Below are 15588 nucleotides of genomic sequence, written 5' to 3' on the forward strand. Positions count from 1 at the left end.
CCGAGCCTATGCGGCTCACAGCAGCAGCCGCATGGACGGGTCCGGGTCCCGTGCGAAGCCGAGGGAGGCGTACAGCGGCTCGGCCTCCGCGGAGGCGGTCAGCAGCACGTGTCCCGCGCCCCGCTCCCGGAACCAGGCCAGCAGCTCCTCCATGCACGCGCGCGCGTACCCGCGGCGGCGGGCGTCCGGGTCGGTCGCCACGCTGAACACGTACCCCACCCGCCCGTGCGGGTTGCCGGGCTTGCCGATGCGGTACTCCAGCGTCCCCACCACCAGCGCGGCGAGCGCCCCCGGCCGGTCCGGATGGTCCACGACGAAGGCGGCGAAGTCACCGTCCGGCTCGGCCAGTCGCCCGCGCAGCGTCGGCAGCGACTCGGCGTGCCAGTCCGTCGGGCGGCCGCCTCCCGCGCGCAGAGAGTCGATCATCACCTGGCGCAGTCGCAGCACCTCTGGGGCATCCTCGGGCACGGCCCGGCGTACAGGACTCATGCCCCGCACGGTAACCAGGAGCGCCGGTCCGCGTCCGCCGATTTCTTACCGAATCCACTTGCTTGGAGTGCACTCCAACCCCATAGCGTTGTGGCCATGACGGTGATGCAGACCACGCCGGCGGACACCGCGAGCACGGCCCCCGCAGACATCTGTGCCGCCCCGCCCAGACGCCATCCGCGCCCGGACGGCCAGGACCGCTACACGATCAGCGAGGTCGTCGCGTTCACCGGCCTGACCGCGCACACCCTGCGCTGGTACGAGCGGATCGGCCTGATGCCGCACGTGGACCGCTCGCACACCGGCCAGCGGCGCTACAGCAACCGCGACCTGGACTGGCTGGACTTCGTGACCAAGCTGCGGCTGACCGGCATGCCGGTGGCGGACATGGTCCGCTACGCGGAGCTGGTCCGGGAGGGCGAGAGCACCTACGGGGAACGGCGGGAGCTGCTGGAGTCGACCCGCCGGGACGTCCTGAACAGGATCGCCGAGCTGCGGGACACGCTCGCCGTACTCGACCGCAAGATCAGTTTCTACGCGATGGAGGGGACCACGCGATGAGCGACGCCAGGATTCCGACGGTACGGCTGGGCGAGGGCGGACCGGAGGTCGGCGTCCAGGGCCTCGGCTGCATGGGCATGAGCTTCGCGTACGGCCCCACCGACGCCGGCCAGGCGCGCGCCGCGCTGGAGCGGGCGCTGGAGCTCGGCGTGACGCTGTACGACACGGCGGACGCGTACGGCGCCGGGGAGAACGAGCGGTTCCTGTCCCCGTTCTTCGCGGCGCACCGCGACGAGGTGGTCATCGCCACCAAGTTCGCCCTGTCGATCCCGAAGGACGACCCGACCAGGCGGATCATCCGCAACGACGCGCCGTACATCCGCGAGGCCGTCGAGGCCAGCCTGAACCGGCTCGGCGTCGACGTGATCGACCTGTACTACATGCACCGCCGCGATGTGAACGTCCCCATCGAGGAGACCGTCGGCACGATGGCGGAGCTGGTCCGCGAGGGCAAGGTCAAGCACCTCGGGCTGAGCGAGGTCACCGCCGACGAGCTGCGCGCCGCACACGCCGTGCACCCGATCGCGGCCGTGCAGTCGGAGTGGTCCCTGTTCAGCCGGGACATCGAGGCGAAGGTCGTACCGGCCGCGCGGGACCTGGGCGTGGCCCTGGTGCCGTACTCGCCGCTCGGCCGCGGCTTCCTCACCGGTTCCTTCACCAACGCCGAACAGGAGCTCACGGCCGACGACTTCCGCCGGCAGCAGCCCCGCTTCACCGGCGCCAACGCGAGCGCCAACGCGGCTCTGCTGGAGCCGGTCCGTGCCATTGCCGAGGCCCACGACGCCACCCCCGGCCAGATCGCCCTGGCCTGGGTGCAGCAGCGCGCCACGCTCGACGCCCTCCCCGTCGTCCCGATCCCGGGCACCCGCAAGCCGCACCGGGTGGAGGAGAACGCGGCGGCGACGGCCATCGTCCTGTCGGACGAGGAGCTCGCCCGGCTGGAGCCGATCGCGGCCAAGGTGGCCGGAGAGCGCTACGCGGACATGACGTTCACTTCCGCCGGGAGGGAATGACTCAGAGTTCCGCCAGCAACTCCGCCTTCTTGGAGGAGAACTCCTCGTCGGTGACCAACCCGGCCTGGTGCAACTCCCCGAGATGGCGGATCCGTTCGGCGATGTCGGCGGGGTCGCGCCGGGAGGGGGCCGGTGCCACGGGCACCGGCCCCCGCGTGCGTACGGCGGCCAGGACGGCCGCGGCGAACGGCAGCGACTCGTGCACCGGGCCGTACCCCAGCCCGAAGACCACGGCCCCCGGGTCCTGATCGGGCGGTACGGCGGCCGACTCGGCCGAGCGCCGCACCAGCCGCAGGTGTCCCTCGAACACCTCCGGCGACCGCCACTCCACCCCGCTCAGCTCCGTGACCGGAAAGCTCTGGTCGCCGGCCTTCCACTTCGCCGAGGACGCCCCCGTCCAGGACCAGCGGAACTGCACGGCCGTGCCGTCGAAGCTCGCCTTCCCGTCGTACGCCTTGAACGACAGCGGCGCCCCGGGCGCCGGCACCAGATGGCGGTCGGTGGACCCGGACTCGGTCAACAGGCCCTTCAGTTCGTCGGCGTAGTACTCGGCGAGCGTCTCCCGCTCGGCCGGCAGCACCAGCCGGTACGGATCGGAGCCCTCCTTCAGCTGCCCGGCCGCCGCCTCCAGCAGCGGATCCGCACCGGCGCGCGGCAGCAGCCGCAGGACGACGGTGCCGCGCCTGCCCGGGGAGAGCGTCACGCCCTCGACCGCGGACAGCGGAATCCGCCGTTCCCCGAGTGCCTGGAACAGCTTCGGTGTCCGAATCCCCCGTTCGTAACGGATGAGCACGGAGTCGGACTCGAACTCCCAGACGGCATGAAATCCCGCCAGTACGTCACCCATGCGGCTCATCGTATGCGGCACGTGCTCCTCCGTCGCCACCCGCGCAGACCGCACTTCCTGCTGTTTCTACGCGCGTCCGGCCGTGGTAGTGCCGGACACACCGGCCTGGCACAGGTCGTTCTCGCGAGCGCACGTCACCTCGTCGTACGCCCCGACGCCGACGTCGGCGAGGTTGCGCAGACTGTCCGTGCCCGGCTGGAAATAGCCGGCGTGACCCTGCGCGTCCCGGGCGGACAGCACCCGCGCACCGAACGCCGAGGACACCGGATCCGCTCCGTGCCCGAGCCCGCCGAGCTCCAGATACGGCACGTCCTGGATCCAGTCGGTGGCGTCCCGCATGGCCCACACCCGGGCCGCGGTGTCCAGGTGGGAGGAGCTGGAGACCCGCATGCCGGGGCTCGCGGCCACCGCTATGTCGGTCACCCGGCGCGGCATGGCGTGCGCGGCCACCCCGCAGACCACGGAGCCGTAGCTGTGGCAGACCATCGCCACCGGGGCGCGGCCGGGCAGGCCGTCCAGCAGCGCGTTCAGCCGCAGGGCGCCCTCCTCCGCGCGCAGCCCCGTGGCCGCGTCCACGCCGAGTCCGTCGGGGGCGGTGTAGTCGGCCCAGGCGATCACGGCCGTACGGGTCGCGGGGCTCTGCGCGCGCTCCGCCGCGTACAGCGCCTTGGCCATGCCGACCGGCGCGGTGTACTCGCGGCTGGTCCGCTGGAAGGTGAGCAGATCGGTGTCGACACCGGGGACGATGACCGAGATCCGCTGCGCCTTGTCCAGATCCCCGAACACCTCGGCGATACGGCCCGAGCCCTCGGGGTCGAAGGCCAGGATCTGCCGGCCGGGGCTCAACAGGTCCTCGTAGCGGTGCATACGACGGCCCGCGTCCTGCTGTCCGGCCGCGCTGAGCCGGCTGTCGTGCATGCGCTCCTTCTCGACCTCGCGCTGCTGCTCCATGGCGATGTGGTTGGCGCGGTAGCGCAGGGAGACCGGGGCGCCGTTCATGTTGCCGACCGCGAGCGGGTAGCGGCGGGCGAGACGGTCCTGGTCCTCGGGCGAGAGGGCGGCGAGGAAACGGCCGAGCCGGGCCGGGGCGGCCTGGGGGTCCGGCAGATGGAGGCCGCGGATGCTGCCGCGCCGCCACTTGGCGAGCGAGGCCTGCAGCGCGGTCGCCTCCCTGTGGCTGTGCAGGGCGGTCCAACCGGTGGTCGCGAGCATCACGAAGACCACGGCCAGCGCCAGCAGGGCGCGCCAGACGTTCAGTTGCGGGGAGGTGTCGAAGGAAGTCACTGGGAGGACACACTAGGAGAACGGGAGGGTCTCGGGGTAACCGAGTGACAGGTATCACGTTTCGTCAGGCGTCGAACGCGGTGTCAACGATCTTGATTTGAGCGCCAGTTCCCGATGAGTGCCGAATCCACCAGATCGAGGTAGGAGGCGGTGAGTTGACGGATGGCCTCCAGGCTGAAGTCGTCGCCGGTGCACCACTGCCGTTCGGTGACCCTTATCACTCCGCCGAAGACGGCCACGGCCAGCCGCGGCCTGGGGTCGGCCTCCACGTCCACGCCCTCGCGCTCGGCCAGCAGCCGCGCGATCGTCTCCTCCGTGGTCGCCGAGCGGCGCAGATGGGCGGCGAGCAGCGCGGGCGTCGACTCGATCGTCCGGTACATGCGCAGGTACAGCTCCACCGGGACGGCCGTCTCGACGGTCTCCCGTATCCCGTCCCAGCCCTCCAGCACCGCCTGCCGCAGCGCCTTCAGCGGCGCCTCGTGCGGCGGACGCGCGCGTACGGCCTCCACGAAGCGCTCCTCCGTCATCGCCTGGACCGCGAAGGCCACGTCCTCCTTGCCCCCGAAGTAACGGAAGAAGGTGCGCTGCGAGACGTCGACGGCCTCGGCGATCTCGTCGACGGTCGTGTGCTCGTACCCCTGGGTCGTGAACAGCTCCAGAGCGGCCCGTAGCAGCGCCTCCCGGGTGCGCTGTTTCTTGCGTTCGCGCAGTGTTTCCATATGTGTCAGTTACTGACTGATGAAACTGTTTGTCAATTGTCAGAGGCTGTCACTAGGCTCGAACGCATGACTAGTCAGACCACCATCGACGCGACGGGGCCGGGGGACACAGCACCGGACGCCCCGCTCGAGTCGGCTCCGGCCGCGGGGCTGCGCGGCCATCCCTGGCTCACCCTCATCACCGTCGCCGTGGGCGTCATGATGGTGGCCCTCGACGGCACCATCGTGGCGATCGCCAACCCGGCGATCCAGAAGGACCTGGGGGCCACCTTCGCCCAGGTGCAGTGGATCACCAACGGCTACTTCCTCGCCCTCGCGGTCTCCCTGATCACCGCCGGCAAGCTCGGTGACCGCTTCGGCCACCGGCAGACCTTCCTCATCGGCGTGACCGGCTTCGCCGCCGCCTCCGGCGCCATCGGCCTGTCCCACAGCATCGCCGCGGTCGTCACCTTCCGTGTCTTCCAGGGCCTGTTCGGCGCACTGCTCATGCCGGCCGCCCTCGGCCTGCTGCGGGCCACCTTCCCGGCCGAGAAGCTCAACATGGCCATCGGCATCTGGGGCATGGTCATCGGCGCGTCCACCGCGGGCGGCCCGATCCTCGGCGGAGTCCTCGTCGAACACGTCAGCTGGCAGTCGGTGTTCTTCATCAACGTGCCCGTCGGCGCGCTCGCCCTGGTCCTGGGCACGCTGATCCTGCGCGACCACCGTGCCGAGAACGCCCCGCGCTCCTTCGACGTCCTCGGCATCGCCCTGCTCTCCGGCGCGATGTTCTGCCTGGTCTGGGCCCTGATCAAGGCGCCGAGCTGGGGCTGGGGCGACGGCCGGACGTGGCTCTTCATCGCCGCGTCCGTGGTGCTCTTCGCCCTGTTCTCCGTCTGGGAGACGAGGGTCGCGGAGCCGCTGATCCCGCTCGGCCTCTTCCGCTCGATACCGCTCTCGGCCGGCGTCGTCCTGATGGTCCTCATGGCCATCGCGTTCATGGGCGGGCTCTTCTTCGTGACGTTCTACCTCCAGAACGTCCATGGGATGAAGCCGATCGACGCGGGCCTGCACCTGCTGCCGCTCACCGGCATGATGATCGTCGGCTCGCCGCTCGCCGGTGCCGCGATCACCAAGCTCGGCCCGCGCATCCCGCTGGCCGGCGGCATGGCCGCGACCGCGATCGCCATGTACGGCATGTCGACGCTCAAGGCCGACACCGGCAGTGGTGCGATGTCGGTGTGGTTCGCGCTGCTCGGCCTGGGCCTCGCGCCGGTCATGGTCGGCGCGACGGAGGTCATCGTCGGCAACGCCCCGATGGAGCTCTCGGGCGTGGCGGGCGGCCTCCAGCAGGCTGCCATGCAGATCGGCGGCAGCCTCGGTACGGCCGTGCTGGGCGCCGTGATGGCCTCCAAGGTCGACGGCGACCTGCCGGGCAACTGGACCGGCGCCGGACTGCCGCAGCTGACCCCGGATCAGCTCGGCAAGGCCTCGGAGGCGGTGCAGGTCGGTGTCGCCCCGGTGCCGAAGGGCGTGCCGGACCAGGTCGCCGCGAAGATCACCGAGGTCGCCCACCACACCTTCATCTCCGGCATGAGCCTCGCCTCCCTGGTCGCCGCGGGCGTGGCGGCGGTCGCCGTCCTCGTCGCGCTGCTCACCAAGCGGGGCGCGAACGCGGAGTCGGGTGCGGGCGTGGGCCACATCTGAGGCTCTCCGCCCGGGCGTCTTCCGGGCGGATTTCCCCTATCAGGATGACTTCGCTAAAGATCGCTCGCACCGGGCGCGCCTCGCGGGTCACAGTGGGTCAAGTCCTCCGCAGGGCATGGGAGGACGCCGGGCCGCGGGGCGCGCACCGTGGAGGGGGCGGTGCGCGCTCTGGCCTGCGGCGCGAGAGCCTGCGGCGCCTTGGCGGTTCCGGCAACCGGGGCGGGTCTTCTCGCCATTGCCGGGTGCGGGTCCGTCGTGGCCGGTCGCGCCCACGCGGCGGAGCCGCACATCGATACAGCCCCGCGCCCCTGGGGAGTTGCGGTGCCGCCCGCTGTGACGGCGCCCTGCCGGCGTCAGTGAGCGACCCGACCTCCGCTCAGCCGCAGCGCCGGGCGCCCGTCAACTCCGTTGCTCCGAGCGCTCGTCCACCAACCGAGCCACCTCCGCCCGCAGCCGGCGAACCTCCTCGGCCAGATCGGCGATAGCCTCCGTCTGGCGCCGTTCCTCCACGTCGTCCATCTCGAACCGCGCGATGAACCACGCCGCGATGTTCGCGGTCACCACACCGAGCAACGCGATCCCGGAGAGCATCAGCCCGACGGCGATCATCCGCCCCAGCCCGGTCGTCGGCGCGTGGTCCCCGTACCCCACGGTCGTCATCGTCGTGAACGACCACCACACCGCGTCACCCAGCGTCCGGATGTTCCCGTTCGGCGAGTCCCGCTCCACGGACAGCACCGCCAGCGACCCGAACATCAGCAGCCCGATCACCGCCCCGCCGACATACGTGGTGAGCCGGATCTGCGAGGCCATCCGCGCCCGCCGCCCCACCAGCAGCAGCGTCGACACCATCCGCAGCAGGCGCAGCGGCTGCAGCAGCGGCAGCACCACCGCACACAGGTCCATCCAGTGCGTCCGGACGAACTCCCGGCGCCGCGGGGTGAGCGCCAGCCGTATCAGGTAGTCCACCGCGAAGGCCGCCCACACCACCCACTCGGTCGTGGTGCAGACGGTCGTCAGGGGCCGGCTCGCGGGGTTGTCCACGATCGGCACGGCATAGGCGACGGCGAACGCCACCGCAAGCGCCAGCAGGGGCCGTTGGGTATGCCGTTCCCAACGCGCCTGTGCCGACTGATCGTTCATGCCCGCAATGGTAAAGAAGAAGCAACGAGGGCGGCGCCCGGGCACTCCGGGCGCCGCCCCCGTTCAGTGGGTCGGGCAACGCCTACGCGTCACCACCCGCCGCCCCCGGATGCGCCGCCGACACGTCCAGCAGCTGGTACCGGTCGATGGCCTGCTTCAGCACCGACCGGTCCACCTTGCCCTCCCGGGCCAGTTCGGTCAGCACCGCGACGACGACCGACTGGGCGTCGATGTGGAAGAAGCGCCGCGCCGCACCCCGGGTGTCGGCGAAGCCGAAGCCGTCCGCGCCCAGCGACTGGTACGTGCCCGGCACCCACCGCGCGATCTGGTCCGGAACCGATCGCATCCAGTCGGACACAGCCACGAACGGACCCTCCGCGCCGCTGAGCTTGCGCGTCACATACGGCACCCGCTGCTCCTCCTCCGGGTGCAGCAGATTGTGCTCCTCGCACGCCACCGCCTCGCGGCGCAGCTCGTTCCAGGAGGTGGCCGACCAGACGTCCGCCTTCACGTTCCAGTCCCGGGCGAGGATCTGCTGTGCCTCCAGCGCCCACGGGACCGCCACGCCCGACGCCATGATCTGCGCCGGGATCGATCCGTTCGTCCCCTCGCTGAGCCTGTGGATGCCCTTGAGGATGCCCTCGACGTCCACGTTCGCCGGCTCGGCCGGGTGCTGGATGGGCTCGTTGTAGACGGTCAGGTAGTAGAAGACGTCCTCCCCGTGGGGGTGGTCCGCGTCGGCGCCGTACATGCGGCGCAGGCCGTCCTGGACGATGTGCGCGATCTCGTAGGCGTACGCCGGGTCGTAGGCCACGCACGCCGGGTTCGTCGAGGCGAGCAGCTGCGAGTGGCCGTCCGCGTGCTGCAGGCCCTCACCGGTCAGGGTCGTACGGCCGGCGGTCGCACCCAGTACGAATCCGCGCGCCAGCTGGTCGGCCATCTGCCAGAACTGGTCGCCGGTGCGCTGGAAGCCGAACATCGAGTAGAAGACGTAGACCGGGATCAGCGGCTCGCCGTGCGTGGCGTAGGCCGAGCCCGCCGCGATCAGGGAGGCCGTACAGCCCGCCTCGGAGATGCCGTCGTGCAGCATCTGGCCGGTCGGCGACTCCTTGTAGGCCAGGAGCAGCTCCCGGTCCACCGACTCGTACTGCTGGCCCAGCGGGTTGTAGATCTTCGCACTCGGGAAGAAGGAGTCCATGCCGAACGTGCGGTACTCGTCCGGCGCGATCAGCACGAACCGCTTGCCGATCTCCTTGTCCCGCATCAGGTCCTTCAGGAGACGGACGAAGGCCATCGTCGTGGCGATGGACTGCTGGCCCGTGCCCTTCTTCACCGTCGCGTACGCCTTGTCGTCCGGCAGCGGCAGCGGCTGGGAGCGCACGACGCGCGTCGGGACGTACCCGCCGCACTGCTTGCGCATGTCGTGCATGTACTGGATCTCGTCCGTGTTCCGGCCCGGGTGGTAGTACGGCGGCAGGCCGGACTCCAGCTCCTTGTCGGAGATCGGCAGGTGCAGCCGGTCCCGGAAGCGCTTGAGGTCGTCGACCGTCAGCTTCTTCATCTGGTGCGTGGCGTTGCGGCCCTCGAAGTTCGGGCCCAGAGTCCAGCCCTTGACGGTCTTGGCCAGGATGACCGTCGGCTGGCCCTTGTGCTCCAGGGCCGCCTTGTACGCCGCGTAGATCTTCCGGTGGTCGTGACCGCCGCGGCCCAGCATCAGGATCTGGTGGTCGGTCATGTTCTCGACCATCGCGCGCAGCCGTTGGTCGTCGCCGAAGAAGTGCTCGCGGATGTAGGAACCGGACTCGGTCGCGTAGGTCTGGAACTGCCCGTCCGGGGTCGTGTTCATCTTGTTGACCAGGACACCGTCCCGGTCCTGCGCGAGCAGCGGGTCCCAGGAGCGGTCCCAGATCAGCTTGATCACGTTCCAGCCGGCGCCCCGGAAGATCGACTCCAGCTCCTGGATGATCTTGCCGTTGCCGCGCACCGGGCCGTCGAGCCGCTGCAGGTTGCAGTTGACGACGAAGGTCAGGTTGTCCAGGCCCTCCCGGGCCGCGATGGACAGCTGGCCGAGCGACTCCGGCTCGTCCATCTCGCCGTCGCCGAGGAACGCCCACACGTGCGACCTGGAGGTGTCGGCGATGCCGCGCGCCTCCATGTAGCGGTTCATCCGCGCCTGGTAGATCGCGCCGAGCGGGCCGAGGCCCATGGAGACCGTCGGGAACTCCCAGAAGTCCGGCATCGAGCGCGGGTGCGGGTAGCTGGACAGGCCGCTCGGGTACTTCGACTTCTCCTGGCGGAAGCCGTCCAGCTGGTCCGCGGTGAGCCGGTCGAGGAGGTACGCGCGCGCGTAGATGCCGGGGGAGGCGTGGCCCTGGAAGAAGACCTGGTCGCCGCCGTCGCCCTCGTCCTTGCCGCGGAAGAAGTGGTTGAAGCCGACGTCGTACAGCGAGGCGGAGGAGGCGAAGGTGGCGATGTGGCCGCCGACGCCGATGCCGGGGCGCTGCGCGCGCGAGACCATCACGGCCGCGTTCCAGCGGGTGGCGTTGAGGATCCTGCGCTCGATCTCCTCGTTGCCGGGGAAGAACGGCTCACTCTTGGTCGGGATCGTGTTGACGTAGTCCGTGCTGCGCATCTCGGGCACGGCCACGCGCCGCTCGCGGGCCCGCTCGATCAGCCGGAGCATGAGGTAGCGGGCCCGCTCCCGGCCGCGCTCGTCCACGGCGGCGTCGAGGGAGTCGAGCCACTCCTGGGTTTCCTCGGGATCGAAGTCAGGAACCTGACTCGGAAGGCCGCCAATGATGATCGGATTGCGATCGGATCCGGAAGCCACGCTGTTCCTTACCTGTCATAGGGCCGATTTTCTGCACGTGCCTGCACCGCCCCCCATCGTGTACCTCGGGACGGTGTACGTCATCTCCTCGCTGTCTCCGCTCGGTCTCCATCGGTCAAAACGCAACGATACGCCCGGGGTGTGACGTGCTTGGCAAAGGCGTTCGAGGGGCGTATCACCGGATGATTCTGAGATGATTTCGAACGGCGCAAACCGGGCACATCGGTGTGATGTGGGTCACTCGGAATCGGGATACGGTGCCAGGAGTTGCGGCGACACGGCCCGGATCGTCACCGTTTCGGCGGTCCGGACGGCCGGGTACTTGCGCGATCCGTCCCGCCCGTGTGGACTACGGCCAATGCTTCGCGCACGCGCGTGGCTGAGATATTCACCAAGACATGATCAGGAGGCAACCCGTGAGCGCGACCGCGGACCACGCGGAGGAGCGGACGAACCCTGCCGCCAGGCTGGGGTTCCAGCCCGGGCAGGTGGTCCAGGAGATCGGCTACGACGACGACGTCGATCAGGAGCTCCGCGAGGCCATCGAGGAAACCATCGAAGGCGACCTCATGGACGAGGACTACGACGACGTGGCCGACGCCGTTGTGCTGTGGTTCCGTGACGACGACGGCGACCTGACGGATGCGCTGGTGGATGCCACCACGTACATCGAAGAGGGCGGCGCGATCCTGCTCCTGACGCCGAAGACCGGCCGTTCGGGGTACGTGGAGCCGAGCGACATCCAGGACGCCGCCACGACGGCCGGCCTGACGGCGTCGAAGAGCGTCAGTGTGGGCAAGGACTGGAGCGGCAGCCGGCTGGCCACGCCGAAGGCGGCCAAGTCCAAGAAGTGACCTGAGGGTCGTCCACCGGACGGGCCGGCTTCGCCCCGGCCCGTCCGGAAGCCTCCGGTGATCGCTGCGTAGGGTGGATCCGAGCGCTGTGCTGTGCGCTCGACCCGAACGGCCCACCGAAGGGATGCACGACGATGGCGATCCAGGTCGGCGACAAAGCGCCCGACTTCGAGCTCAAGGACAACCACGGCCGGACCGTGAAGCTCTCGGACTTCCGCGGCGAGAAGAACGTGGTCCTGCTCTTCTACCCCTTCGCCTTCACCGGCGTGTGCACCGGCGAGCTGTGCGAGCTGCGTGACAACCTGCCGAAGTTCGAAGGCCGCGACACCCAGCTGCTCGCCGTCTCCAACGACTCCATCCACACCCTGCGCGTCTTCGCCGAGCAGGAGGGCCTGGAGTACCCGCTGCTCAGCGACTTCTGGCCGCACGGCAACGTCTCGCGCGCGTACGGCGTCTTCGACGAGGACAAGGGATGCGCCGTCCGGGGCACCTTCGTCATCGACAAGGAGGGCGTCGTGCGGTGGACCGTGGTCAACGGCCTGCCGGACGCGCGCGACCTGAACGACTACGTGAAGGCGCTCGACACCCTGTAGGCCGATGGTGGCCGACACCTGGGATTCTCCGGCTCCAGGGTCTGCGGGGGGCGGGAACCCGTCACTAGGATCGGTTCGTTGATCCCATATCCGAAGCACGACGGGGCTCCCCGCCCCTGGACACCACATGGAGGACCCGTGGGAGTCAGCCTCAGCAAGGGCGGCAACGTATCGCTGACGAAGGAGGCCCCGGGCCTGACCGCGGTCATCGTCGGTCTGGGGTGGGACGTGCGCACCACGACCGGCACCGACTTCGACCTCGACGCGAGCGCACTGCTGCTGAACAACACCGGCAAGGTCGCCAGCGACCAGCACTTCGTCTTCTTCAACAACCTCAAGAGCCCCGACGGCTCGGTCGAGCACACCGGTGACAACATCACCGGTGAGGGCGAGGGCGACGACGAACAGATCAAGATCAACCTGGCCGCCGTCCCGGCCGACATCGAGAAGATCGTCTTCCCGGTGTCGATCTACGACGCCGAGAACCGCCAGCAGTCCTTCGGCCAGGTCCGCAACGCGTTCATCCGCGTCGTGAACCAGGCGGGCGAGCAGGAGATCGCCCGCTACGACCTGAGCGAGGACGCCTCCACCGAGACCGCCATGGTCTTCGGCGAGCTGTACCGGCACGGCGCGGAGTGGAAGTTCCGCGCCATCGGCCAGGGCTACGCCTCGGGTCTGCGCGGCATCGCGCAGGACTTCGGCGTCAACGTCTGATCCCGGCAGGGTCACGACACCTGCACCGTCCGGCGCCGCACCGTTTACGGGCGGCGCCGGACGCGCAGGACACCAGGGAAAGCACCACTAGGGGAGGACCAGCATCATGGGCGTCACGCTCGCCAAGGGAGGCAACGTCTCCCTCTCCAAGGCCGCACCGAACCTCACGAACGTCATGATCGGGCTCGGCTGGGACGCGCGGTCCACCACCGGCGCCCCCTTCGACCTGGACGCCAGCGCGCTGCTGTGCGGTGCCGGCAACCGCGTCCTGGGCGACGAGTGGTTCGTCTTCTACAACCAGCTCAAGAGCCCCGACGGCTCGGTCGAGCACACCGGCGACAACCTCACCGGTGAGGGCGAGGGAGACGACGAGTCGATCCTGGTGGACCTGGGCAAGGTGCCGGCGCACTGCGAGAAGATCGTCTTCCCGGTCTCCATCCACATGGCCGACGAGCGCGGCCAGACCTTCGGCCAGGTCTCCAACGCCTTCATCCGGGTCGTGAACCAGGCCGACGGACAGGAACTGGCCCGCTACGACCTGAGCGAGGACGCCTCCACCGAGACGGCCATGATCTTCGGCGAGCTGTACCGCTACCAGGGCGAATGGAAGTTCCGCGCCGTCGGGCAGGGCTATGCGTCGGGCCTGCGCGGCATCGCCCTCGACTTCGGCGTGAACGTCTCGTAGCGAGGCGTTTTCCCGCCAGGCCTGTGCTGTGGCTTTTCGGTGAGGGTCGCCCTCGACGGTACCGCCGACCGCGTGTCCCTCTACACTGGGTCAACGTTTAGCAAAGCCGAGTACGGCGCGGGGGAGCCCCGTACTGACACGATTGGGTAGCCAGTGCTTCTGAAAACCTTCGGCTGGTCGTTCGCGGTCACCGCGCTCGGCCTGGTCGCCGCGGTCTTCTACGGGGGGTGGGAGGCCTTCGGCGTCGTGGCGATCCTGGCCATCCTCGAGATCTCGCTGTCGTTCGACAACGCGGTGGTCAACGCCGGCATCCTGAAGAAGATGAACGCCTTCTGGCAGAAGATCTTCCTCACGGTCGGCGTTCTCATCGCGGTGTTCGGCATGCGGCTGGTCTTCCCCGTCGTGATCGTCGCCCTCACCGCCAAGCTCAGCCCCGTCGACGCGGTCCACCTGGCCTTCGCCGACAAGGACCGCTACCAGCAGCTGGTCACCGACGCCCACCCGGCGATCGCCGCGTTCGGCGGAATGTTCCTTCTGATGATCTTCCTGGACTTCATCTTCGAGGACCGGGACATCCAGTGGCTGCGCTGGATCGAGCGGCCGCTGGCCAAGCTCGGCAAGGTCGACATGCTGGCGGTCTGCATCGCCCTGATCGTCCTGCTGATCACCTCCTTCACCTTCGCCACCCACGCCCACCAGCACGGCGGCGCCCATGTCGACAAGGCCCAGACGGTCCTGATCGCCGGCATCGCCGGCCTGATCACCTACATGATCGTCGGCGGCCTGTCCGGCTACTTCGAGGACCGGCTGGAGGAAGAGGAGGAGCGCGAGCACGAGGAGGAGGAAGAGGCCGCCCGCACCGGCAAGAAGAAGTCGGCGGTGCTGCTGGCCGGCCAGGCCGCGTTCTTCATGTTCCTCTACCTGGAGGTCCTGGACGCGTCCTTCTCCTTCGACGGCGTGATCGGCGCCTTCGCCATCACCAACGACATCGTGATGATGGCCCTCGGTCTCGGTATCGGCGCCATGTACGTCCGCTCGCTCACGGTCTACCTGGTCCGCCAGGGCACCCTCGACGACTACGTCTTCCTGGAGCACGGCGCCCACTACGCCATCGGCGCGCTGGCCGTGATCCTCATGGTCACCATCCAGTACGAGATCAACGAGGTCATCACCGGCCTCGTCGGCGTCGTCCTGATCGCCCTGTCCTTCTGGTCCTCCGTCCGCCGCAACCGCGCCCTCGCGGCCGAGGGCGAGGGCACCGACGAGAGGGCCGAGGTCTCCTCAGGGGTGTAGCTCCGGTCCCCTACGGGACAGATCGGGGTCGTGACGGGGTGTGACACCCCGCCCGGCGAGGAACGCTCTGAACCGGGGCGGCCGACGCGGTCGGCCGCCCCGACGGCGTTGTGGACGAGTACGTGAGCACCTGGGGGCGGGAATGGGATTCTTCGACGGACTGCGGGGCGCCAACGCGGCCGACTTCGACGCGGGCAACTCGACGAACACCATCGAACTCACCAGGCGGCACCAGACGGTGTCCCTGAACAAGCAGGACGCGGCCACCGGCCACCTGCGCATCAACCTCACCTGGCGGATGCGCACCTCCGACTTCGACGGCAACCAGCGCACGAGCCTCCTGAGGCACCCCTTCAAGGCCCTCAGGCCACCGGAGGTCCTCGGCCACGGCCAGAGCATGGTCAACGTCGACCTCGACCTGGGCTGCCTCTACGAACTGACCGACGGCACCAAGGGCGTCGTCCAGCCGCTCGGCAACTACCTCGGCGACGTCAACGCACCGCCGTACATCAAGCTCAGCGGCGACGACCGGTTCGGCTCCGCGTCCGGCGAGACGATGTACATCAACCTCGACCACCGCGACGCCATCAAGCGCCTGCTGGTCTTCGTCTACATCTACGACCAGACCCCGGCCTTCGACCGCACCCACGCCATCGTCACCCTGTACCCCAGCAACGGCCCCCGCATCGAGATAGGCCTCGACGAACGCCATCCCCAGGCCCGCTCCTGCGCGGTGGTGCTGATCGAGAACGTCAAGGGCGAACTGGTCGTCCGCCGCGAGGTCAAGTTCGTCTACGGCTTCCAGGGGGAGCTGGACCGGCTGTACGGGTGGGGACTGCAGTGGGGGCGGGGCTACAAGACCAAGGTCGACAGGTGA

15 protein-coding genes are annotated in these 15588 nt (G+C 69.3%); 9 read left to right on the forward strand and 6 right to left on the reverse strand.

Translation table 11 applies throughout. The features are described 5' to 3' along the window. Positions 1-15: 15 nt before the first annotated feature. The gene (locus ACFYZB_RS19515) at positions 16-489 is read right to left on the reverse strand and encodes a GNAT family N-acetyltransferase (protein WP_388759900.1); all 474 of its coding nucleotides are present in this window, start codon (positions 487-489) and stop codon (positions 16-18) included. A gap of 96 nt (positions 490-585) precedes the next feature. Here ACFYZB_RS19515 and ACFYZB_RS19520 point away from each other — a divergent pair, with 96 nt between their 5' ends. Then, entirely contained in the window at positions 586-1050 is a 465-nt protein-coding gene (locus ACFYZB_RS19520) for a MerR family transcriptional regulator (RefSeq protein WP_351203356.1), read from the forward strand. Continuing rightward, positions 1047-2063 carry an aldo/keto reductase gene (locus ACFYZB_RS19525; protein ID WP_388759903.1) on the forward strand — a complete coding sequence of 339 codons (1017 nt, stop codon included), beginning with the start codon at positions 1047-1049 and terminating at the stop codon, positions 2061-2063. The genes ACFYZB_RS19520 and ACFYZB_RS19525 overlap by 4 nt, the downstream gene beginning before the upstream one ends. 1 nt (position 2064) lies before the next feature. Here ACFYZB_RS19525 and ACFYZB_RS19530 read toward each other — a convergent pair whose 3' ends face one another. From ACFYZB_RS19530 to ACFYZB_RS19540, 3 genes are all read right to left on the reverse strand, one after another. Then, on the reverse strand, positions 2065-2910 hold the full coding sequence (locus ACFYZB_RS19530; RefSeq protein WP_388759905.1) for a DUF4429 domain-containing protein: 846 nt from the start codon (positions 2908-2910) through the stop codon (positions 2065-2067). 66 nt (positions 2911-2976) lie between these two features. Beyond that, the gene (locus tag ACFYZB_RS19535) at positions 2977-4194 is read right to left on the reverse strand and encodes an alpha/beta hydrolase (RefSeq protein ID WP_388759908.1); all 1218 of its coding nucleotides are present in this window, start codon (positions 4192-4194) and stop codon (positions 2977-2979) included. Between the two features lie 83 nt (positions 4195-4277). Continuing rightward, entirely contained in the window at positions 4278-4913 is a 636-nt protein-coding gene (locus tag ACFYZB_RS19540) for a TetR/AcrR family transcriptional regulator (RefSeq protein WP_388759910.1), read from the reverse strand. A gap of 66 nt (positions 4914-4979) precedes the next feature. Here ACFYZB_RS19540 and ACFYZB_RS19545 point away from each other — a divergent pair, with 66 nt between their 5' ends. Continuing rightward, a complete protein-coding gene (locus tag ACFYZB_RS19545; RefSeq protein WP_388759913.1) occupies positions 4980-6599 on the forward strand; it encodes an MFS transporter in 1620 nt (539 codons plus the stop codon). Positions 6600-6998: 399 nt separating this feature from the next. On the opposite strand, the gene ACFYZB_RS19550 is transcribed toward ACFYZB_RS19545, so the two are convergent. Beyond that, a complete protein-coding gene (locus ACFYZB_RS19550; RefSeq protein ID WP_388759916.1) occupies positions 6999-7742 on the reverse strand; it encodes a potassium channel family protein in 744 nt (247 codons plus the stop codon). Between the two features lie 82 nt (positions 7743-7824). After that, a complete protein-coding gene (aceE, locus tag ACFYZB_RS19555) occupies positions 7825-10572 on the reverse strand; it encodes a pyruvate dehydrogenase (acetyl-transferring), homodimeric type (RefSeq protein ID WP_388759919.1) in 2748 nt (915 codons plus the stop codon). Positions 10573-10988: 416 nt separating this feature from the next. Between aceE and ACFYZB_RS19560 the strand changes: the two genes are divergently transcribed. The 6 genes from ACFYZB_RS19560 to ACFYZB_RS19585 all read left to right on the forward strand — a co-directional run bounded on the left by ACFYZB_RS19560 (position 10989) and on the right by ACFYZB_RS19585 (position 15588). Beyond that, complete coding sequence (locus ACFYZB_RS19560; RefSeq protein WP_351203372.1) at positions 10989-11426, forward strand: DUF3052 domain-containing protein; 438 nt, start codon at positions 10989-10991, stop codon at positions 11424-11426. 134 nt (positions 11427-11560) lie between these two features. Continuing rightward, positions 11561-12019 carry a peroxiredoxin gene (locus ACFYZB_RS19565; protein WP_351203374.1) on the forward strand — a complete coding sequence of 153 codons (459 nt, stop codon included), beginning with the start codon at positions 11561-11563 and terminating at the stop codon, positions 12017-12019. Positions 12020-12157: 138 nt separating this feature from the next. Next, positions 12158-12733, forward strand: coding sequence for a calcium homeostasis/redox stress adaptation protein (locus tag ACFYZB_RS19570; RefSeq protein WP_388759923.1), 576 nt, complete (start codon positions 12158-12160; stop codon positions 12731-12733). A gap of 106 nt (positions 12734-12839) precedes the next feature. Beyond that, complete coding sequence (locus ACFYZB_RS19575) at positions 12840-13418, forward strand: TerD family protein (protein WP_228620119.1); 579 nt, start codon at positions 12840-12842, stop codon at positions 13416-13418. Positions 13419-13571: 153 nt separating this feature from the next. After that, the gene (locus tag ACFYZB_RS19580; RefSeq protein ID WP_388759926.1) at positions 13572-14711 is read left to right on the forward strand and encodes a DUF475 domain-containing protein; all 1140 of its coding nucleotides are present in this window, start codon (positions 13572-13574) and stop codon (positions 14709-14711) included. A 142-nt stretch (positions 14712-14853) separates the two neighbouring features. Continuing rightward, positions 14854-15588: a Tellurium resistance gene (locus ACFYZB_RS19585; RefSeq protein ID WP_351203380.1), complete on the forward strand. Its 735-nt coding sequence runs from the start codon at positions 14854-14856 to the stop codon at positions 15586-15588.

It is taken from the genome of Streptomyces sp. NPDC001852, assembly GCF_042891825.1.
In the GTDB taxonomy this organism is placed as follows: Bacteria; Actinomycetota; Actinomycetes; order Streptomycetales; family Streptomycetaceae; genus Streptomyces.